At 67.4% G+C, this 18,662-nt stretch carries 21 protein-coding genes; 17 read left to right on the top strand and 4 right to left on the bottom strand.

Translation table 11 applies throughout. The features are described 5' to 3' along the window. Window positions 1-17 precede the first annotated feature (17 nt). The 3 genes from E4P24_RS07855 to E4P24_RS07845 all read right to left on the bottom strand — a co-directional run bounded on the left by E4P24_RS07855 (window position 18) and on the right by E4P24_RS07845 (window position 1,696). Window positions 18-554, bottom strand: coding sequence for a hypothetical protein (locus E4P24_RS07855; protein ID WP_115859878.1), 537 nt, complete (start codon window positions 552-554; stop codon window positions 18-20). Further along, complete coding sequence (locus E4P24_RS07850; protein WP_115859880.1) at window positions 554-1,240, bottom strand: hypothetical protein; 687 nt, start codon at window positions 1,238-1,240, stop codon at window positions 554-556. Before E4P24_RS07850 ends, E4P24_RS07855 begins: the two co-directional genes overlap by 1 nt. A gap of 168 nt (window positions 1,241-1,408) precedes the next feature. After that, window positions 1,409-1,696 carry a DUF5779 family protein gene (locus E4P24_RS07845; protein WP_004063285.1) on the bottom strand — a complete coding sequence of 96 codons (288 nt, stop codon included), beginning with the start codon at window positions 1,694-1,696 and terminating at the stop codon, window positions 1,409-1,411. A gap of 358 nt (window positions 1,697-2,054) precedes the next feature. Here E4P24_RS07845 and E4P24_RS07840 point away from each other — a divergent pair, with 358 nt between their 5' ends. From E4P24_RS07840 to E4P24_RS07760, 17 genes are all read left to right on the top strand, one after another. Further along, entirely contained in the window at window positions 2,055-3,299 is a 1,245-nt protein-coding gene (locus E4P24_RS07840; RefSeq protein ID WP_206043199.1) for a LeuA family protein, read from the top strand. Window positions 3,300-3,663: 364 nt separating this feature from the next. Continuing rightward, window positions 3,664-5,427 (top strand): biosynthetic-type acetolactate synthase large subunit, encoded by a 1,764-nt coding sequence (ilvB, locus tag E4P24_RS07835; protein ID WP_004063286.1) that lies wholly within the window; start codon window positions 3,664-3,666, stop codon window positions 5,425-5,427. Then, window positions 5,424-6,080, top strand: coding sequence for an acetolactate synthase small subunit (ilvN, locus tag E4P24_RS07830; protein WP_004043428.1), 657 nt, complete (start codon window positions 5,424-5,426; stop codon window positions 6,078-6,080). The genes ilvB and ilvN overlap by 4 nt, the downstream gene beginning before the upstream one ends. Next, on the top strand, window positions 6,077-7,123 hold the full coding sequence (ilvC, locus tag E4P24_RS07825; RefSeq protein WP_004043429.1) for a ketol-acid reductoisomerase: 1,047 nt from the start codon (window positions 6,077-6,079) through the stop codon (window positions 7,121-7,123). The genes ilvN and ilvC overlap by 4 nt, the downstream gene beginning before the upstream one ends. An 11-nt stretch (window positions 7,124-7,134) precedes the next feature. Further along, window positions 7,135-7,398 carry a hypothetical protein gene (locus E4P24_RS07820; protein ID WP_008606250.1) on the top strand — a complete coding sequence of 88 codons (264 nt, stop codon included), beginning with the start codon at window positions 7,135-7,137 and terminating at the stop codon, window positions 7,396-7,398. Further along, window positions 7,391-8,812: a 3-isopropylmalate dehydratase large subunit gene (gene leuC, locus E4P24_RS07815; protein ID WP_004063288.1), complete on the top strand. Its 1,422-nt coding sequence runs from the start codon at window positions 7,391-7,393 to the stop codon at window positions 8,810-8,812. Before E4P24_RS07820 ends, leuC begins: the two co-directional genes overlap by 8 nt. Beyond that, the gene (gene leuD, locus E4P24_RS07810) at window positions 8,809-9,417 is read left to right on the top strand and encodes a 3-isopropylmalate dehydratase small subunit (protein WP_006600282.1); all 609 of its coding nucleotides are present in this window, start codon (window positions 8,809-8,811) and stop codon (window positions 9,415-9,417) included. Before leuC ends, leuD begins: the two co-directional genes overlap by 4 nt. Further along, window positions 9,410-10,384 (top strand): 3-isopropylmalate dehydrogenase, encoded by a 975-nt coding sequence (leuB, locus tag E4P24_RS07805; protein WP_004063291.1) that lies wholly within the window; start codon window positions 9,410-9,412, stop codon window positions 10,382-10,384. The genes leuD and leuB overlap by 8 nt, the downstream gene beginning before the upstream one ends. Window positions 10,385-10,587: 203 nt before the next feature. Next, window positions 10,588-11,355: an HTH-type transcriptional regulator GlpR gene (gene glpR / locus E4P24_RS07800; RefSeq protein ID WP_004043434.1), complete on the top strand. Its 768-nt coding sequence runs from the start codon at window positions 10,588-10,590 to the stop codon at window positions 11,353-11,355. Continuing rightward, a complete protein-coding gene (pfkB, locus tag E4P24_RS07795) occupies window positions 11,352-12,269 on the top strand; it encodes a 1-phosphofructokinase (protein ID WP_188148325.1) in 918 nt (305 codons plus the stop codon). Before glpR ends, pfkB begins: the two co-directional genes overlap by 4 nt. 105 nt (window positions 12,270-12,374) lie before the next feature. Then, the gene (gene ptfC / locus E4P24_RS07790) at window positions 12,375-13,502 is read left to right on the top strand and encodes a fructose PTS transporter subunit IIC (RefSeq protein WP_004063295.1); all 1,128 of its coding nucleotides are present in this window, start codon (window positions 12,375-12,377) and stop codon (window positions 13,500-13,502) included. Window positions 13,503-13,546: 44 nt separating this feature from the next. Then, a complete protein-coding gene (gene ptfA / locus E4P24_RS07785; protein WP_004970773.1) occupies window positions 13,547-14,011 on the top strand; it encodes a fructose PTS transporter subunit IIA in 465 nt (154 codons plus the stop codon). Next, window positions 14,011-14,280: a phosphocarrier protein HPr gene (ptsH1, locus tag E4P24_RS07780; RefSeq protein ID WP_004063299.1), complete on the top strand. Its 270-nt coding sequence runs from the start codon at window positions 14,011-14,013 to the stop codon at window positions 14,278-14,280. Before ptfA ends, ptsH1 begins: the two co-directional genes overlap by 1 nt. A 3-nt stretch (window positions 14,281-14,283) precedes the next feature. Beyond that, window positions 14,284-15,981 carry a phosphoenolpyruvate--protein phosphotransferase gene (ptsP, locus tag E4P24_RS07775; RefSeq protein WP_008606248.1) on the top strand — a complete coding sequence of 566 codons (1,698 nt, stop codon included), beginning with the start codon at window positions 14,284-14,286 and terminating at the stop codon, window positions 15,979-15,981. After that, window positions 15,978-16,454, top strand: coding sequence for a fructose PTS transporter subunit IIB (gene ptfB / locus E4P24_RS07770; RefSeq protein WP_188148324.1), 477 nt, complete (start codon window positions 15,978-15,980; stop codon window positions 16,452-16,454). The genes ptsP and ptfB overlap by 4 nt, the downstream gene beginning before the upstream one ends. A 166-nt stretch (window positions 16,455-16,620) precedes the next feature. Then, the gene (gene fba / locus E4P24_RS07765; protein ID WP_004043441.1) at window positions 16,621-17,613 is read left to right on the top strand and encodes a class II fructose-bisphosphate aldolase; all 993 of its coding nucleotides are present in this window, start codon (window positions 16,621-16,623) and stop codon (window positions 17,611-17,613) included. Window positions 17,614-17,813: 200 nt separating this feature from the next. Further along, window positions 17,814-17,963 (top strand): hypothetical protein, encoded by a 150-nt coding sequence (locus E4P24_RS07760; RefSeq protein ID WP_004043442.1) that lies wholly within the window; start codon window positions 17,814-17,816, stop codon window positions 17,961-17,963. 119 nt (window positions 17,964-18,082) lie between these two features. Here E4P24_RS07760 and E4P24_RS07755 read toward each other — a convergent pair whose 3' ends face one another. After that, window positions 18,083-18,526 carry a DUF5799 family protein gene (locus tag E4P24_RS07755; RefSeq protein WP_004063306.1) on the bottom strand — a complete coding sequence of 148 codons (444 nt, stop codon included), beginning with the start codon at window positions 18,524-18,526 and terminating at the stop codon, window positions 18,083-18,085. Window positions 18,527-18,662 lie beyond the last annotated feature (136 nt).

Below are 18,662 nucleotides of genomic sequence, written 5' to 3'. Positions count from 1 at the left end.
AGCGGAACGCGGTCGGCTCAGTCGAGTTCTTCCTGCGGTGGCTCGGCGTCGAGGACGGCGAGTTCTAACTTCCGACCGGCGCGGTCGAACGCGGCGAGCGTCCGCCGCTCCCACGGGGGGACCGCGAGGAGCACCACGGCCGCGAGGTCGTCGCGCTCCGTGAGTTCGAACGGCCCCTGCGGGTGCGTGAGAAAGCGGGCGCGGCCGCGCCCGGCGGGCGTTCCGAGGTCCATCCCGAAGACGGCGCTCACGGACTGGCCGGCCTCGGCCATGTAGAAGTGTGTGAGCACGGGCGTCTCAGGGTCGAGGCCGAGGTCCGCGTCGAACTCGCCCGCGGGTGTCGGAGCGAGCACGAGGTTCACCGACGACGGCTCGGCGTCTTCGGCCATATCGAGCAGCAGGTCGACGAGTCCGCGCGTGACGTGAACTCGTCGGCGCTCGGGTTCGGCGGTCTCGCTCGGTCGGGGTTCGGCGGTCTCTCCTTCGGTCGTGCGCTCGGGTGTCGCCTCCGCGTCCAGTGGATTCTCGTCGTCGTCGGCCGTCTCGTCGGGCATCAGTTCGAGAGCATCGAGGAGAACGCCCGGACGTAGGCGCTCGGGAGGTTTCGGCGGGCGTTCCCGAGGGCGGTCCGGAGTTCGTCGCCCGCGTCCACCGGCACGCCCGCGCCGTGGCCGACGAGCAGTCGGTCGGGGTCGTACCGGGAGAGTACGCGCCGCGGCGGGAACGGCCGGACCATCGGGTGGACGCCGAGGTGCTCGCCGCGGGCGCAGAAGTAGTCGACGGTGCCGACCGACTCGGGGACGACGAGCAGGTCGTACGCGTCGTGATAGAAGCCGACTTCCTGCCACGGCGGGACGGCGCGGTCGATGATGCGAAACGCCTCGAAGCCGGAATCAGCGAGGTCGGCGCCGAAGCGCTCGACGGGCGCGTCGAGGTCGTCGGCCACGTCGGTCATCCACGAGGCGACGTAGACGGGGACCTCGTGGCGGTTAGCGATGGCGGCCGCGTCGCGTTTGTGCCGGTCGAGTCCGACGACGACGCCGGCCACGTCGCCGAACTCGGCGAACAGGTCGTCGACGCCGTGGGCATCGACGGGGTCGAACACCCACACGTCGCCGTCGATTTCGACGGCGTGGCTGGCGCGCTGCATGGTCTCGTCGGGGTGTGCGAGCCAGCCGACGCCGTGGTCCCATCGGTCGATTTCGCGGAGGTCGGACGTGCCCTGACCTTTCATCGGCATGCCAGTATGCTGGGGCGCGCGGCGCATAAGGACTCTCCCCGCGGCCGATGCGCCCGGTTCTCGCGCCGCTCCTCGCCGGTCGCCGGTCGTCAGTCGCTGGTAGCCGGTAGCCGATTGCCGATTGCCGATTGCTGGCCGGCCGCGACGACCGCAACACGGGCCGCCCGGTCAGAGGTTGTCGGTGTTGATATCGACGCCGGGCGGGGAGACGACGAGGAACTTCCGGAAGTGCATCAACTGGCCGTCCATATCCTTGATATCGCGTGCGAAGCCCGACGCGAGCTTGTTGAGGTCGCCCTCGATGGCGAGAAAGAGGACGTTGCCGCGGGCGACGGACTGGACCCACTCCTCCGGCGGGGTCGAGCCGTCGAGGACGCCGAGGACGACGTCACCCTCGGCGTCGTCCTCGTCGAGGTGTTCTTCGGCCGTCTGCAAGTTGAGATTGAAATCGCCCATACCCGCCCGGTTGTCGAGCGACGAGAAAAGGGTTCGGTCGGGGCATGCGTTCGCCTCCGAGTGCGCAAAGCGATCATTGGTATCACGTTTCACACGACAGTCGCGTTTCGATCCACGTTTGTCCAGTCGTCGGTGCGCGCACCGGGTGCTAAATTTTGTTTCTAAACTCTATTTGGTTGTATTATCGTTCCGTGGCTATCGAACGGTGAGCGCACATATCAAGTCAATATATGTCATGAAATCATATAAGGCCGTTTAGGTACTGCGATTACCCCCGAGAGAGGTTGTCACGTAACACCCACTGAACGTTCGTGATACTGTCGGGGAGAAACGTTTAAATAGGAGTTCGGGCACGTGACTGACACGATGTCTCACAAAGACACGGAGGATTCGTCGGGTTCCCCGGCGGGTCGAGTTCTTCCAGGGCACATTAGCCCAACAATCTGAAATCGAAGACGTACGAATCTTCGACACGACACTCCGCGACGGCGAACAGTCACCGCGAACCTCGTTCAGTTACGAGGAAAAGCGCGACATCGCCGAGACCCTCGACGACATGGGTACCCACGTCATCGAGGCCGGGTTCCCGGTGAACTCGGAGGCGGAGTTCGAAGCAGTCGCAGATATCGCTGCTTCGACGGACGCGACGACGTGCGGGTTGGCCCGCGTCGTCGACAAGGATATCGAAGCCGCGCTGGATTCCGGCGTGGACATGGTGCACACGTTCGTGAGCACCAGCGACGTCCAGTTGGCCGACTCGATGCACGCTTCCCGCGAGGAAGCCGTCGAGCGGGCCGTCCGCAGTGTCGAACACGTCCGCGACGCGGGCGTTGAAGTAATGTTCTCACCGATGGACGCCACCCGGACGGACGAGGACTTCCTCATCGAAGTCGTCGAAGCCGTCTCCGAGGCGGGCGTCGATTGGATCAACCTGCCGGACACCTGCGGCGTGGCGACGCCGACTCGCTTCGCCCGCATGGTGGCGACGGTCAGGGAACACACCGACGCGAGAATCGACGTGCACGCGCACGACGATTTCGGTCTGGCGTCGGCGAACGCGATGGCCGGCTTCGAGGCCGGCGCGGCACAGGCGCAGGTGTCGGTCAACGGCATCGGCGAGCGCGCCGGCAACGCCGCCTACGAGGAGGTCGTCATGGCGGCCGAATCCCTCTACGGCGTCGACACCGGAATCGACACGACGAAGATAACCGAGCTGGCTCGCGTCGTCGAGGCGGCGTCCGACATCCCGGTCCCGGCGAACAAGCCGGTCGTCGGCCGCAACGCCTTCTCTCACGAGAGCGGCATCCACGCCGCCGGCGTCATCGAGAACGCCGACACGTTCGAACCGGGCGTCATGACCCCGGAGATGGTCGGCGCGACCCGCGAGTTCGTACTCGGCAAGCACACGGGGACGCACTCGGTGCGAAAGCGCCTCGCAGACATCGGGTTCGACCCCTCGGACGCCGAGGTCCGGGAGGTCACCCGCCGCGTCAAAGACCACGGCGCGGAGAAAGAACGCGTCGACGATTCGACGCTCGAGGTGTTCGCCCGCGACGTGGGTATCACCCACGAGGACGACACGGAGGAGGAGGTCCGGGCCTGATGGCGCCGGGCTGTGGCCCTACGGGGCGACCGCCCTGCACGCGTCCGACCTCCCGACCGGCGTGCAATCGTTGCCCGCCGCGAAAACATTATTACCGACGGGACGGACGTGTTGCATACGATGACCTCGCACGACGAACACGCGGTTCGCGCGACCCCGGACGCCGGGGCCAGCGCCGCCGCCGTCGCTGCGATTCGGTCGCTCATTATTGTAGGGGCATAGCCCCCTACCACACCATCTCTCCGTCCCGCGTATTCGCACCGTTTTCAGACACGTCCGCAGTCCCTACAATGGCGCACCAGCACCACACGCAGTCACCAGACAGCCCGTATCGACGACCGACCACACACCACGGAGCCCACACATGAGCGAACGAACCGCAGCCACGACCGACCCCGACGCGACCGACGCCGCCGACGACGCGGCCCAGACGCCGACCGAAGTCACCTCGGGTTCGACGGCCGTCGTCCGCGCCCTCGAAAACGCCGGCGTCGAGACCGCCTTCGGCGTGCAGGGCGGGGCGATAATGCCCATCTACGACGCGCTGTACCACTCCGACATCCGTCACGTGACGATGGCCCACGAGCAGGGCGCGGCGCACGCGGCCGACGCGTACGGCGTCGTTCGCGGCGACCCCGGCGTCTGTCTCGCCACGTCCGGTCCGGGCGCGACCAACCTCGTGACCGGCATCGCCGACGCGAACATGGACTCCGACGCGGTGCTCGCGCTCACGGGACAGGTCCCGTCCGACATGGTCGGCTCCGACGCGTTCCAGGAGACCGACACCACGGGCGTCACCGCGCCCATCACGAAGCACAACTACTTCGCCTCGTCGCCCGACACCGTCGGTGACACCGTCGGCGAAGCGTTCGCGCTCGCCGCCGAGGGCCGACCCGGCCCGACGCTCGTCGACCTCCCGAAGGACGTCTCGCTCAACGAGACCGACACCGAGCCGGGGCCGGCACAGCCCCCCGAGACGTGCCGCGCCCGCACCGACCCGGCCGACTCGCAGGTCGAGGCCGCCGCGCGCGCAATCGAGCGCGCGGAGAAGCCCCTCCTGTTGTTCGGCGGCGGCGTCGTCAAGGCCGACGCGACCGAGGTGGCCCGGCAGTTCGCGACCGAGCACCGGATTCCGGTCGTCACCACGATGCCCGGAATCGGCGCGATGCCGGAGGACCACGAACTCTGCCTCTCGTGGGCGGGGATGCACGGCACCGGCTACGCCAACATGGCCATCACGCACACCGACTGCCTCATCGCGGTCGGCACGCGGTTCGACGACCGCCTGACCGGCGGCATCGACACGTTCGCGCCCGAGGCCGAAGTCGTCCACATCGACATCGACCCGGCGGAAATCTCGAAGAACGTCCACGCGGACTACCCGGTCGTCGGCGACGCCGGCCGCGCCATCGAGCGCGTCGACGCCGAACTCGACGAGGGTCCCGACGCGCGCGAGTGGGTCGACCAGTGTCTCGCGTGGAAAGACGACTACCCGATGGACTACGCGGCCCCGGACAACGAGCCGCTGAAGCCGCAGTTCGTCGTCGAGGCGCTCGACGAGGCCACGCCCGACGAGACCATCGTCACGAGCGGCGTCGGTCAACACCAGATGTGGGCCGCCCAGTACTGGACGTTCACCGAGCCGCGGCGGTGGGTTTCGTCCCACGGTCTCGGCACGATGGGCTACGGCCTGCCCGCCGCAATCGGCGCGCGGGTCGCGGCCGACGACGACGAGACGGTCGTCTGCGTCGACGGCGACGCCTCGTTCCTGATGACGATTCAGGAGCTGTCGGTCGCCGTCCGCGAGAACCTCGACATCACGGTCGCCATCCTGAACAACGAGTACATCGGGATGGTCCGCCAGTGGCAGGACGCCTTCTTCGAGGGCCGACGCATGGCCGCCGGCTACGACTGGTGTCCCCAGTTCGACAAGCTCGCCGAGGCGTTCGGCGCGCGCGGCTGGACCGTCGACTCCTACGAGGAGGTTCCCGACGTCATCGAGGAAGCGCTCGCGTACGACGGCCCCTCGGTCATCGACTTCCACGTCGACCCGGCGGAGAACGTCTATCCGATGGTCTCCTCGGGCGGCGCGAACGGCAAATTCGCACTCTCGGAGGACCAGTTATGAGCGACAATCGGACAGGACTGCAAGGCCCCGCGCCCGACGAGCGGCCGCACCCCGACGGCCGCCGCAACGCGCAGGGCATCCGCATCGACCCCGAAGCGGAATCGGAACACGAACCGCGGCGCGCGGTCTTTTCGGCCATCGTCGAGGACGAACCCGGCGTGCTCTCGCGCGTCGCCGGCCTCGCCGCCCGCCGTCAGTTCAACATCGAGAGCCTCACCGTGGGCCCGACGACAGTCGAGGACCACTCCCGCATCACGATGGTCGTCGAGGAGCCCGAACCGGGCATCGACCAGATCGAAAAACAGCTCGCGAAGCTCAAGCCCGTCATCTCCGTCGGCGAGCTGGACGACGACGCCGTCCGCGCGGAACTCGTCCTCCTGAAGGTCCGCGGCGAGGACCCCGACAAGGTCCACGCCATCACGGAGATGTACGACGGCCGCACCCTCGACGCCGGGCCGGAGACCATCACGGTCCAGCTCACCGGCGACGAGCGCAAGATAGACGACGCCGTGGACGCGTTCCGACGGTTCGGTATCATCGAAATCGCCCGGACCGGCCAGACCGCGCTCGCCCACGGCTCGAAGAAGACCGTCCCCGGAGAGGAACCCGGAACCTCCGGCGAACCCACCAAACCCAACACCAACACGCAATGACAGAACTCACCACCGAAGTGTACTACGACGACGACGCCGACCGCTCCCAAATCGACGACAAGACCGTAGCCGTCATCGGCTACGGCAGTCAGGGCCACGCCCACGCGCAGAACCTCGCGGACAGCGGGGTCGACGTGGTCGTCGGCCTGCGCGCGAACTCCTCGTCCCGAAGCGCCGCGGAAGCCGACGGCCTCCGCGTCAAAGAGCCCGCCGCGGCGGCCGCCGAGGGCGACATCGTCTCCGTGCTCGTCCCCGACACCGTCCAGCCGGCGGTGTTCGAGGAGATTCGAGACTCGCTGGACGCCGGCGACACGCTCCAGTTCGCCCACGGATTCAACATCCACTACAACCAGATTCGGCCCCCGGAAGACGTCGACGTGACGATGGTCGCGCCGAAGTCGCCGGGCCACCTCGTCCGCCGCAACTACGAGTCCAACGAGGGGACGCCGGGTCTCATCGCGGTCTACCAGGACGTGACGGGCGACGCCAAGGAGGAGGCGCTGGCCTACGCGCACGGCCTCGGCTGCACCCGCGCGGGCGTCATCGAGACGACGTTCCAGGAGGAGACCGAGACCGACCTGTTCGGCGAGCAGGCCGTCCTCTGCGGCGGCGTCACCTCGCTGGTCAAGCAGGGCTACGAGACGCTCGTCGACGCGGGCTACTCCCCCGAGATGGCCTACTTCGAGTGCCTGAACGAACTGAAGCTCATCGTCGACCTGATGTACGAAGGCGGGCTCGGCGAGATGTGGCACTCCGTCTCCGACACCGCCGAGTTCGGCGGGCTGACCCGCGGCGACCGCGTCGTCGACGAGCACGCCCGCGAGAACATGGAGGAGATTCTGGAGGAGGTCCAGGACGGCACCTTCGCCCGCGAGTGGATTCTGGAGAACCAGGCGGGCCGGCCGTCGTACTCCCAGCTCAAGGACGCAGAGGAGAACCACCACATCGAACAGGTCGGCGCGCCGCTGCGCGACCTGTTCGCGTGGGCCGACGAGGAAGACGAGGCGGACGCGGAGAAAGCCGAAGCGCCGGCGGACGACTGAACACGACACCAATGACACGCGACGACACGACCGACCGAATGCGAGACATCAGCCACACCAACCCCTATACGGGCGAGACGTTCACCACGGTCTACGAGCGCGGCCCGGCCGTCACCGACGGCGGTCGGAGCGACGCGACGCCCGCGACCACGGAGTCGACCGAGACGGAGACGATGGGCGACGTGGACCACACGCCCCGCAACGGCGAGGGCGCGAACCAGGTCTGGGAACGCGGCCGCGACGACCGCGTCGTACCGGGTGACGGACATGAGTGAGGGAACGCTGTACGACAAGGTCTGGGAGGAACACACGGTTTCGGAGCTGCCGACCGGCCAGACGCAGCTGTTCTGCGGCCTGCACCTCATCCACGAGGTGACGAGTCCGCAGGCGTTCGGCATGTTGCAGGAACGCGACCTCGAAGTCGCCTACCCGAACCGGACGCACGCGACGGTCGACCACATCGTCCCCACGTCGGACCAGTCGCGGCCGTTCCGCGACGACGCCGCCGAGGAGATGATGGCCGAACTGGAGCAGAACGTCCGCGAAGCGGGCATCAACTTCTCGGACCCCACGTCGGGCGAGCAGGGTATCGTCCACGTCATCGGGCCCGAGAAGGGACTCACTCAGCCCGGCATGACCATCGTCTGCGGCGACAGCCACACCTCGACCCACGGCGCGTTCGGCGCGCTCGCGTTCGGTATCGGGACGAGCCAGATTCGCGACGTGCTGGCGACCCAGACCGTCGCGATGGAGAAGAAGAAGGTGCGGAAAATCGAGGTCACGGGCGAACTCGGCCCCGGCGTCGAAGCGAAGGACGTCATCCTCGAAATCATCCGTCGCCTCGGCACCGAAGGCGGCGTCGGCTACGTCTACGAGTACGCCGGCGAGGCCATCGAGAACCTCGACATGGAGGGCCGGATGAGCATCTGTAACATGTCCATCGAGGGCGGCGCTCGCGCGGGCTACGTCAACCCCGACGAGACCACCTACGAGTGGCTGAAAGAGACCGAGTACTTCCAGGAGAACCCCGAGCGGTTCGACGAACTCAAGCCGTACTGGGAGTCCATCCGCTCCGACGAGGACGCCGAGTACGACGACGTCGTCACCATCGACGGCTCCGAACTCGAACCCGTCGTGACGTGGGGGACCACGCCCGGACAGGGCGTCGGCATCACCCAGCCGATTCCGGCCCCCGAAGACCTGCCCGAGGAGAAGCAGGACACCGCCCGGATGGCGCAGGAACACATGGGCGTCACGCCCGGCGAGACGATGGAGGGCTACGAAATCGACGTGGCGTTCCTCGGTTCGTGTACGAACGCTCGCCTGCCCGACCTCCGCCGCGCGGCGGGGGTCGTGAAGGGTCGACAGGTCGCGGACAGCGTCCGCGCGATGGTCGTCCCCGGCAGTCAGCGCGTCAAGGCCGCCGCCGAAGCGGAGGGCCTCGACGAGATATTCAAGGACGCCGGCTTCGAGTGGCGCGAGGCGGGCTGTTCGATGTGTCTCGGCATGAACGAGGACCAACTGGAGGGCGACGAGGCCTCCGCGTCCTCGTCGAACCGCAACTTCATCGGCCGGCAGGGGTCGAAAGACGGCCGCACCGTCCTGATGAACCCGCGCATGGTCGCCGCGGCGGCCGTCACCGGGGAAGTGACTGACGTACGCGAACTGAAGGAGGTGACCACGGTATGACCGACGAAATCCCCGAAATCGACTCCGCGTCCGGCACCGGCGTGCCCATCCGCGGCAACGACATCGACACGGACCAGATAATCCCGGCGCGGTTCATGAAGGTCGTCACGTTCGACGGCCTCGGCGAGTTCGCGTTCTTCGACCAGCGCTACGACGAGAACGACGAACCCAAGGACCACCCGATGAACGAGCCGCAGTTCCAGGACGCGTCCATCATGGTCGTCAACGCCAACTTCGGCTGTGGCTCCTCTCGGGAGCACGCCCCGCAGGCGCTCATGCGCTGGGGCATCGACGCCATCGTCGGCGAGTCGTTCGCGGAGATTTTCGCGGGCAACTGCCTCGCGCTCGGCATCCCGACGGTCACCGCGGACCACGAGACGGTCACCGAACTCCAGGACTGGGTCGACGAGCACCCGGACGCCGACATCGACGTGGACGTGGAAAACGAGACGGTCACCTACGGCGACACCACCGTGGACGTGACCGTCGACGACGCACAACGGAAGGCGCTCACCGAGGGCGTCTGGGACACGACGGCGCTCATGAAGTCGAACGCCGACGCGGTCGCCGAGAAAGCCGCCGCCCTGCCCTACGTCGATGACTGAGGAAATCGTCGTCATCCCCGGCGACGGCATCGGCGCGGAGGTCATCCCGGCGGCGGTTGACGTGCTGAAGGCCGTCGGCGATTTCGAGTTCGTCGAGGCCGACGCCGGCGACCACGTCAAAGAAGAGACCGGCGAGGCGCTCCCGCAGGAGACGTACGACCTCGCCGCCGAGGCCGACGCGACGCTGTTCGGCGCGGCCGGCGAGACCGCGGCGGACGTCATCCTGCCGCTTCGGACCGCGGTGGACTCCTTCGTCAACGTCCGCCCGGCGAAGGCCTACCCCGGCGTCGACGCGCTCCGCCCGGAGACGGACCTCGTGTTCCTCCGGGAGAACACCGAAGGCGTCTACTCGGGCCACGAGGACCGCCTCTCCGAGGACCTCTCGACGCTCACGCGCGTCGTCACCACCTCGGCGTCCGAGCGACTCGCCGAGTACGCCTGCGACTACGTCGGCGGCGAGGGCGGCAGCTTCCAGGTCGCCCACAAGGCGAACGTGATGCGCGAGACGGACGGTCGCTTCCGCGACGCCGTCGTCGCCGTCGCCGACGAGCGCGGCGTCGAGACCGAGGAGGTCCTGATGGACGCCTTCGCGACGCGCGTCTGTCTCGACCCCACGCAGTTCGACACCATCGTCTGTCCGAACCTCGCGGGCGACGTGCTGTCCGACCTCGCCGCCGGCCTCGTCGGCGGCCTCGGACTGCTCCCCTCGGCGAACATCGGCCCGGACGCCGCGCTGTTCGAACCGGTCCACGGCTCCGCGCCCGACATCGCCGGCGAGGGCATCGCCAACCCGGCCGCGACGATTCTGTCCGCGGCGATGCTGCTCGACTACCTCGACCACGAGGCCGAAGCCGACCGCGTCCGGTCGGCCGTCGAAGGCGTCCTCGCCGACGGGCCGCGCACGCCCGACCTCGGCGGCGACGCCTCCACGGAGGACGTGACCGCCGCGATTCTCGACCGACTCTGAGCGCCGGCGACCCGCCGAACCGGCGATTCGACGCTCGTTTCGAACACGCTCGTTTTCGTTTCTGATCGTTTTCTCATCGACGAACACCCCGTTTTCGTTCCTGTGTGGGATTCGGCTGTTTCGAGCAGATACGGTCGGAATCCAACATAAACAATTAACACTACTCCCCGACCTACCTTCCTCGTAACGAGGAATCGCCACCGATGTTACCAGCAGAGCGCAAACGCCGCATCGTCGAACTCGTCTCCGACTCGGACGGTCGGTCGGTCGAGTCGCTGTCAGACCATCTCGGCTACTCGAAGGCGACGATACGTCGTGACCTGCGCGAACTCGAAGACCGTGGGCTCATCGAGCGGTCGCACGGCGGGGCCGTCCCCGTGACCTCCGTCGGGCGCGAGCAGACCTACGGGCAGAAGGAAGTACAGAATCTCGAAGGGAAACGCGCAATCGCGGACCGCGCGGTCGAGGAACTGGCCGAGGGGCAGGTCGTGTTCTTCGACGCCGGGACGACCACGATGGAGGTGGCCCGCAAAGTCCCCAAGGACGGGACGATACTCGGCGTCACCAACTCGCCGCGGCTCGCCATCGAACTGAACGAGGAGGACAACGAGGTCAAACTCACGGGCGGGACGCTCCGCCGGCGGACGAAGGCGCTCGTGGGACCGACCGCGGAGTCGTTCATGGAGCGGACGAACTTCGACCTGCTGTTCCTCGGCACGAACGCCTTAGACGTGGAATCCGGCCTCACGACCCCGAACGAGGACGAGGCGCGGATGAAGGAGTTGATGGTCGAGAAGGCCGCGAAGGTCGTCCTCGTCGCGGACCTCTCGAAGCTCGGTCGACGGAGCTTCGTCCAGTTCGCATCGCTCGAAGAGATTGACCTGTTTATCACCGACGGGACGCTCGACGCCGACTCGCGCGAGGAGATAGAGAGCGCGGGCGTCACCGTCGTCGACGGAGTTGCACGATGATTCTCACAGTCACCCCGAACCCAGCAGTCGACCACACGATTCACTTCGACGAACCGCTTCAGACCGGCGTCGTCCACCGGACCGACGACGCGGTGTTCACCGCCGGCGGCAAGGGTATCAACGTCGCCAAGTACGCCTCGGCGCTCGACGCCGACGTGACCGCCTCGGGCTTTCTCGGCGGCCACTTCGGGAAGTTCGTCCGCGACCGACTCGACGCCGACGGCATCGCCTCGGACTTCGTCACCATCGACGCGGACACGCGGCTGAACACGACCGTGCTCGCGGAGGACGGCGAGTACAAACTCAATCACAACGGCCCGCAGATTCGTGCAGCCGACGTGGACGAACTCGTCGAGACCGCGCAGGCGAACGAACCCGACACGCTCCTCGTCGGCGGCAGTCTCCCGCCGGGGATGTCGCTTTCCGACGTGGACAGGCTCGCCCGCGCGGGCGACTGGAAAATCGCGGTGGACATGGGCGGCGAGTACCTCGCGGAACTGGACGCCGACTACTACGTCTGCAAACCCAATCGCTCTGAGCTCGCGGCGGCGACGGGCCGGACCGTCGAGACCGAAGCCGACGCCGTCGAGGCCGCCGAGGAGCTTCACGCGCGCGGATTCGAGTACGTGTTGGCGTCGCTCGGCGCGGACGGCGCGCTCCTCGTCACCGACGACGAGGTGCTCTCCGCGCCCGCGCTCGACGTGGAGGTCGTGGACACGGTCGGCGCGGGCGACGCCGTCATGTCCGGCTTCCTCGCCGCGCGCGAACACGGCCTCTCGGACGCCGACGCGCTCCGAATGGGCGTGCTGACCGCGTCCCGCGTCGTCGGCGTCGCCGGGACCCGCGTCCCGGACCTCGAAGACGTGCTGACGAACGAGACGCACGTCGAGGTGGCGACCGTTCGGACCCGGTGACTCTCGGATGAACGTTTGTTAACGACCGAAACACGCAGTAACGTTCATATTCGAAAGGGTTTTTGAGCACATTTGCGTACGTTCTTTCGTAGGGGTGGCAACACTATGGCAAACGACGCAGAAGACGCAGTTCGGTCCTACCTCACTTCGGTGAAGGAGGACCTGATGACCGGGGTATCGTTCATGATTCCGTTCGTGACCATCGGCGGAATCTTCCTTGCGCTGGGCTACGCGGTAGCCTCGCTTTCGAACAACGTACAAGACGTGTTCAACAGCACGGGGACCGCCGGCTGGTTCCTCGCGCAGATCGGGAGCGCCGGGCTGACGCTCATGGTTCCGGTTCTCGGCGCGTACATCGCGTACGCAATCGCCGACCGACCGGGGCTCGCACCGGGCTTCATCCTGTCGTACATCATCCAGCAGGGCAACGTCCTGCAAGCGGCCGGTGACGTCATCGGTCTCCAGGGCGGCTCCGCCGGCGCGGGCTACCTCGGCGCTATCGTCGCCGGCTTCCTCGCCGGTGTCGTCGCGCGCTGGTTCAAGCAGCGCGACGTGCCCGAGTTCATCGCACCGATGATGCCCGTGCTTCTCATTCCGGTGGCGACGACGGCGGTGCTCACGCCCGTCATGTTGTTCGTGCTGGGCGTTCCGATTTCCATCGCCAACGCGGGGCTCACCGAGTTCCTGAGCAATATGCAGGGCGGCGGACAGGCGATTCTCCTCGGGGGCATCCTCGGGGCGATGATGGCGGCCGACATGGGCGGCCCCGTCAACAAGGTCGCCTACGTGTTCTCCGTCGGCCTCATCTCCGAGGGCGTCACCGCACCGATGGCCGCGGTCATGATTGCGGGGATGGTCCCGCCCATCGGCCTCGCGCTGTCGAACTTCATCGCGCCGCAGAAGTACGCGGCCGAGATGTACGAGAACGCCAAGAGCGGCGTGCTCCTCGGCTTCTCGTTCATTACCGAGGGCGCGATTCCGTACGCGGCCGCCGACCCGGCCCGCGTCATTCCCAGCGTCGTCGCCGGGAGCGCCGTCGCCGGCGCGGCCTCGATGGCGCTCGGCGTGAACATGCCGGCTCCGCACGGCGGCATCTTCGTGGTTCCGCTGTCGAACCAGCCGTTCATGTTCATCGCGTGCATCCTGCTGGGCTCCATCGTGACCGCCGTCATCGCGACGGCCATCAAGCCGAACTTCGACGCCAAGATGGCGGCCCAGAGCTCCGACGACTGACCACACCGAACTAATCTTTCCAGACTCGAACGAAGCACAATACAATGGACGTCACTGACATCAGCACCATCACACCGCTCGAACTGATATCGCTCGAAGAGCCGCCGGCGACGAAGGAGGGGGCCATCGAGTTCCTCCTCGACCTCGCGGTCGACGCCGGTCGCGTCGACGACCGCGACGCCGCGCTCGACGCCCTCCTCGAACGCGAGGAGGAGGCGACGACCGGCGTCGGCTTCGGCATCGGCATCCCGCACGCGAAGACCGACGCCGTCTCGAAGCCGACGGTCGCCTTCGCTCGCTCGACCGAGGGCATCGACTTCGACGCCATGGACGACAAGCCGGCGAAGCTCCTCTTTATGATTCTCGTCCCCGCGGCGGGCGGCGAGGACCACCTGCAGATTCTGAGCGCCCTCTCGCGGTCGCTCATGCACGAGGACGTGCGCGAGAAGCTCCTCGAAGCCGAGAGCAAACAGACCGTCCAGGACGTGCTCGCCGAGGTGGTCGAGTGATGGAGCGAACCGTCACGGTCGTCCCCGAAGACGGGCTGCACGCCCGCCCGGCCTCGCAGTTCGTCGAGACCGCAAACGAGTTCGACGCCGACGTACAGCTCGGCCGCGCCGACGAGGACGACCTCGTCCCCGCCGCCAGCATGCTCGCCGTCACCGGCCTCGGCGTCGGCCACGACGAGTCCGTCCGACTCGTCGCCGAGGGCGACGACGCGGAAGCGGCACTCGACGCCCTAGAGGATATCCTTTCCACGCCTGAAGTCAAACAGTAAGCTATGACCGAACGAACCCTCTCCGGCATCGGCGTGACACCGCTTTCGGGCGTCGGCACCGTCGTCTGGTACCGCCCGGACGCGGACCTCCCCGAGCCGCCGGCCCCGGCAGACGTGGACGCGGAGGCCGAACTGGCCCGCTTCGAGGACGCCCGCGCGGCCGCCGAAGACGAACTCGAAGCCGAGCGCGAGCGGACCGCAGAACGCGTCGGCGAGGAGGAGGCCGCGGTGTTCGACGCGCACGTCCAGTTCCTCAACGACCCGCAGATAACCGACGGCGTCTCCGACGCCATCGAGGGCGGGCTCCCGGCCGAACACGCCGTTCAGGAGACGTTCACCGAGTTCGTCGAGCAGTTCGAGAACATGGGCGGTCGCATGGGCGAGCGCGCCGACGACCTCCGCGACGTGCGCGACCGACTCGTGCGCGTCCTCTCGGACGGCGAGCGCGTCGACCTCTCGTCGCTGCCGGAGGGGAGCGTCGTCGTCGCGGAGCGGCTCACGCCGAGCGACACGGCGCAACTCGACCCGGAGCGCGTCGCCGGCTTCGTCACCGTGACGGGCGGCCGCACCTCCCACGCGGCCATCTTCGCGCGCTCGCTCGCCCTGCCGGCCATCGTCGGCGTGGGCGAGGAGCTCCAGTCCGTCGAGGACGGCACCGAGGTCGTCGTCGACGGCGAGTCGGGCGACCTCGTGGTCGACCCGAGCGACGAGCGCAAGGAGGCCGCCGCGGCCGCCGCCGACGTTGACATCCGACACGAGCCGGTCGAGACCGCAGACGGCGTCGACATCGAGGTCGCCGCCAACATCGGTACGCTGGCGGACCTCGGGCCGGCCGTCGACCGCGGGGCCGACGGCGTCGGCCTGTTCCGCACCGAGTTCCTCTTCCTCGACCGCGAGTCGCCGCCGGACGAAGACGAGCAGTACGAGGCGTACGTCGAGGCGCTCGAATCGTTCGACGGCGGGCGCGTCGTCGTCCGAACCCTCGACATCGGCGGCGACAAGCCGGTCCCGTATCTCGACCTGCCGGACGAGGAGAACCCGTTCCTCGGCGAGCGCGGCATCCGCCGGTCGCTCGGCCCGGACGCGGACCTCTTCGAGACGCAGGTCCGCGCGCTCCTGCGCGCGGCGGCCAGCGCCGACGGCGCGAACCTGTCGGTGATGCTCCCGCTCGTCTCGACGGTCGAGGAGCTTCGCGCCGGCCGCGAGCGGTTCGAGTCGGTCGCCGCCGACCTCGACGCCGAGGGCGTCGCAAACGAACTGCCCGAGTTCGGCATCATGGTCGAGACGCCCGCCGCGGCGTTCATGGCCGACCAGTTCGCGCCGCACGTCGACTTCTTCAGCATCGGGACGAACGACCTCGCGCAGTACGTGATGGCCGCCGAGCGCGGCAACGAGCGCGTTTCTGAGCTCGGAGACTACCGGCAGCCGGCGGTCCTCCGCGCCATCGACGCCACCGTCTCGGCGGCCGAAGGCGAGGACTGCTGGGTCGGCATGTGCGGCGAGATGGCGGGCGACCCGGACCTCACCGAACTGCTCGTCGGGCTCGGCCTCGACGAACTGAGCATGAGCGCCGTGACGGTGCCGCAGGTCAAGGCGGCCGTCGCGGAGACCGACACCGCGGACGCCCGCGACCTCGCGGAGCGCGTCCTCCAGGCCGACACGAAGGCTGAAGTCGCGGAAATCCTTACACTAGACCAATGAAACTCGTCGCAGTCACATCCTGTCCGACCGGAATCGCACACAGCCAGATGGCGGCCGAGAACCTCTTGCAGGCCGGCGAGCGCCTCGGCCACGACATCGACGTCGAGGTTCAGGGCGCGATGGGCACGCAGGACGAACTGGCCTCCGACGCCATCGCCGAGGCGGACGCGGTCATCATCACCTCGGACACGTCTGTCAGCCGCGACCGCTTCGACGGCAAGCTCGTCCTCAAGGGGACGGTCAAAGACGGCGTGAACAACGCCGAGGCCGTCGTGGAGAAGGCCGTCGAACTCGCCGAGGCCGGCAAGACGGGTTCGGTCACGTTCGGGAGCGGCGACGACGGCGAGGACGCCGACGCCGAGTCCGGCACCGACGAGTCGGCCGGCGACGCCGCGGAATCGGACGAACCCGTGCGCCGCGGCGGCGACCCCGAAAAGGGGCTGTTCGCCCGCCTGAAGAAGCTGTTCTCGTAACGCCCGCCGACGGTTTTCCCTTTTTTCTCCCGTCTCCGAGCGGCGGCGCTCGGTCGGTCGATGAAAATTAACTCGAACGCGAACAAACGAAAACGTGCAGAATCGAAACTCGCTTCCCATACATTATTAGTCTCGCAGTCGTTGTCGAAACCGAGGTGAACGCATAATGCCGTTCTACGGCGGGGAGGAACTCGCCACAGTGTACGACGAGGCGCTCGACGAAGGATTCGGCCTCATCGCGAGTAACATCGCGGAGCCGAACATCATGATGGGTCTCATGGAGGGGGCCGACCGGATGGACTCGGACCTCCTGTTGCAGATGAGCGGCGGGGCCTGTCGGTTCGCGGGCGACGGCGACGCCGTCGCGGGTCTGAAGGCCATGGGGAACTACATCGAGACCATCGCCGAGCGGTACGACATCGGCGTCTTCCTCAACATGGACCACCAGACGGACCTCGAGTTCATCGAGCAACAGATCGAACTCGACATCCCGTCGTCCATCATGATCGACGCGTCCCACGAGCCGTTCGACGAGAACGTCGCCACGAGCCGCGAGGTCGTCGAGATGGTCGAGGCCGCGGGCTCCGACGTGCTCATCGAGGCCGAACTCGGCCAGATAAAGGGCGTCGAGGACGAAATCGAGGCCGAGGAGGCGTTCTACACGGACCCCGAACAGGCCGTCGAGTTCGTCGACAAGACGGGCGCGGACCTGCTGGCCATCTCCGTCGGCACGCAGCACGGCGTCGCCAAGGGCAAGGACCTCGAACTCCGTCCGGACCTCGCCAACGACATCCGGCAAGCCCTGCGCGACCACGGCCTCGACACGCCGCTCGTCCTCCACGGCTCCTCGGGGGTCCAGCCCGACCAACTGCAAGAGATGCTCAAACACGGCATCTGCAAGGTCAACAAGGACACCCGCTACCAGTACGAGTACACCCGCACCGCGTACGACCGCTACAACGAGGAACCGAACGCCATCGTCCCGCCCGAGGGCGTCGCGGACGCCCGCGACACGTTCTTCAACGAGACCGACTGGTCGCCGAACAAGGACGTGTTCGACCCCCGCGTCGCCGGTCGCGACATCCGCGAGCGCATCGCCGACGTGCACGCCGACCTGACCGAGGTCTCCGGCAGCGCCGGCCAGTCGCTGTTCAAGTAACGCCGCGCGGACGGTGACTCATTCACCGTCGAGCGCTCGTCGCGTCCGCATCGCGGGCCGACACCGGCCGTCGTCTCCACCCGGCACACCGCCGGTTTTTCGTTTCGTACGTCTCCCCCAGCGGCGACGCTCTCGGGGATGAGGGGGTCGAATCCGACGCCCCCACGTCGCTTAAGGCGTCACGCGGCGTGGGTGTAGGTATGCCGCAGATTCACCTCGACGACGAGACGGTCGCCCGACTCGACGCGCTCCGCGAGGACGACGAGGAGTACGACGACCTCATCAACGAACTGATGAACATCTACGAGGCGAGCGAACGGACGCTGTTCCACGCCGGCGACGAGTACTGAACTCGACTCGGCAGCGACGCTCGGGCGTTTTTCTGGCGGTGTCGCGGTGGCCCGTTACAACCCGAGCCATCGCGCGAGCGCTCCCGCGAGGAGCACCAGTGCGCCGGCGGGGTTCCCCGCTATTCGAGGTAGCTGACCCGGACCTGGTTCCACTTGCCTTTCTTTTCGAGGTGGTCTTGGAGCGCGTCGGCGTACTCTTGGGTGAGTCGTTCCGCGGCCTCCAGTTTCTCCTGTTCGCCTTTCTTGCCGCCGCCGCCCATCCCGAGCGCGCCCTTGATGGAGTCGACGATGCCGCCGTCGGACGACGACTCGCCTCCCCCGCCGCCCATCGCGCCCATCTGACTGCGGATGTTGTCGAGTTCGGGGATAATCTGCGGGACCTTCTCGGTGTCGGCGACGATGCGCGCCGCCTCGGGGTCGTCCGCGTTCTCGATTTCGAACTCCGTCGCCGTCATGATGAGCCCCCACTCCTGACTGTTGAACCGGGAGTTCGTCACCTGCTCGTTGAACTCGCGGTCCACCGTCATCCGGTCGCCGACGATGCTGTCGGTCCAATGTGCCATGTGCACACGTCGTCGGCCGGTCGGTATCAGAGTTGCGGGGCAGACCGACCGCGGACGACCGCGACCGACCGACGACCCCGCCCCGACGAGCCGCCGCGAGGCGACCCGCCTCTCACGCGGCTTTAATGCGGTTGGG

Origin of the sequence: Haloferax sp. AS1, assembly GCF_014530665.1 — an archaeon.
GTDB classification, from domain to species: Archaea; Halobacteriota; Halobacteria; order Halobacteriales; family Haloferacaceae; genus Haloferax; species Haloferax volcanii.
Note: the sequence above shows the minus strand (reverse complement) of the source record. Positions and strands in the feature narration are given on the sequence as shown.

Bases quoted from the DNA above. Each gene is read 5' to 3' on its own strand.
- E4P24_RS07755 (WP_004063306.1), bottom strand. From the start codon at position 18,526: ATGGCACATTGGACCGACAGCATCGTCGGCGACCGGATGACGGTGGAC.
- ptsP (WP_008606248.1), top strand. From the start codon at position 14,284: ATGACCGAACGAACCCTCTCCGGCATCGGCGTGACACCGCTTTCGGGC.
- E4P24_RS07845 (WP_004063285.1), bottom strand. From the start codon at position 1,696: ATGGGCGATTTCAATCTCAACTTGCAGACGGCCGAAGAACACCTCGAC.
- E4P24_RS07760 (WP_004043442.1), top strand. From the start codon at position 17,814: ATGCCGCAGATTCACCTCGACGACGAGACGGTCGCCCGACTCGACGCG.
- ilvB (WP_004063286.1), top strand. From the start codon at position 3,664: ATGAGCGAACGAACCGCAGCCACGACCGACCCCGACGCGACCGACGCC.
- leuD (WP_006600282.1), top strand. From the start codon at position 8,809: ATGACCGACGAAATCCCCGAAATCGACTCCGCGTCCGGCACCGGCGTG.
- glpR (WP_004043434.1), top strand. From the start codon at position 10,588: ATGTTACCAGCAGAGCGCAAACGCCGCATCGTCGAACTCGTCTCCGAC.
- ptfA (WP_004970773.1), top strand. From the start codon at position 13,547: ATGGACGTCACTGACATCAGCACCATCACACCGCTCGAACTGATATCG.
- pfkB (WP_188148325.1), top strand. From the start codon at position 11,352: ATGATTCTCACAGTCACCCCGAACCCAGCAGTCGACCACACGATTCAC.
- ptfB (WP_188148324.1), top strand. From the start codon at position 15,978: ATGAAACTCGTCGCAGTCACATCCTGTCCGACCGGAATCGCACACAGC.
- leuB (WP_004063291.1), top strand. From the start codon at position 9,410: ATGACTGAGGAAATCGTCGTCATCCCCGGCGACGGCATCGGCGCGGAG.
- E4P24_RS07820 (WP_008606250.1), top strand. From the start codon at position 7,135: ATGACACGCGACGACACGACCGACCGAATGCGAGACATCAGCCACACC.
- ilvC (WP_004043429.1), top strand. From the start codon at position 6,077: ATGACAGAACTCACCACCGAAGTGTACTACGACGACGACGCCGACCGC.
- ptfC (WP_004063295.1), top strand. From the start codon at position 12,375: ATGGCAAACGACGCAGAAGACGCAGTTCGGTCCTACCTCACTTCGGTG.
- E4P24_RS07850 (WP_115859880.1), bottom strand. From the start codon at position 1,240: ATGCCGATGAAAGGTCAGGGCACGTCCGACCTCCGCGAAATCGACCGA.
- ptsH1 (WP_004063299.1), top strand. From the start codon at position 14,011: ATGGAGCGAACCGTCACGGTCGTCCCCGAAGACGGGCTGCACGCCCGC.
- ilvN (WP_004043428.1), top strand. From the start codon at position 5,424: ATGAGCGACAATCGGACAGGACTGCAAGGCCCCGCGCCCGACGAGCGG.
- E4P24_RS07855 (WP_115859878.1), bottom strand. From the start codon at position 554: ATGCCCGACGAGACGGCCGACGACGACGAGAATCCACTGGACGCGGAG.
- leuC (WP_004063288.1), top strand. From the start codon at position 7,391: ATGAGTGAGGGAACGCTGTACGACAAGGTCTGGGAGGAACACACGGTT.
- fba (WP_004043441.1), top strand. From the start codon at position 16,621: ATGCCGTTCTACGGCGGGGAGGAACTCGCCACAGTGTACGACGAGGCG.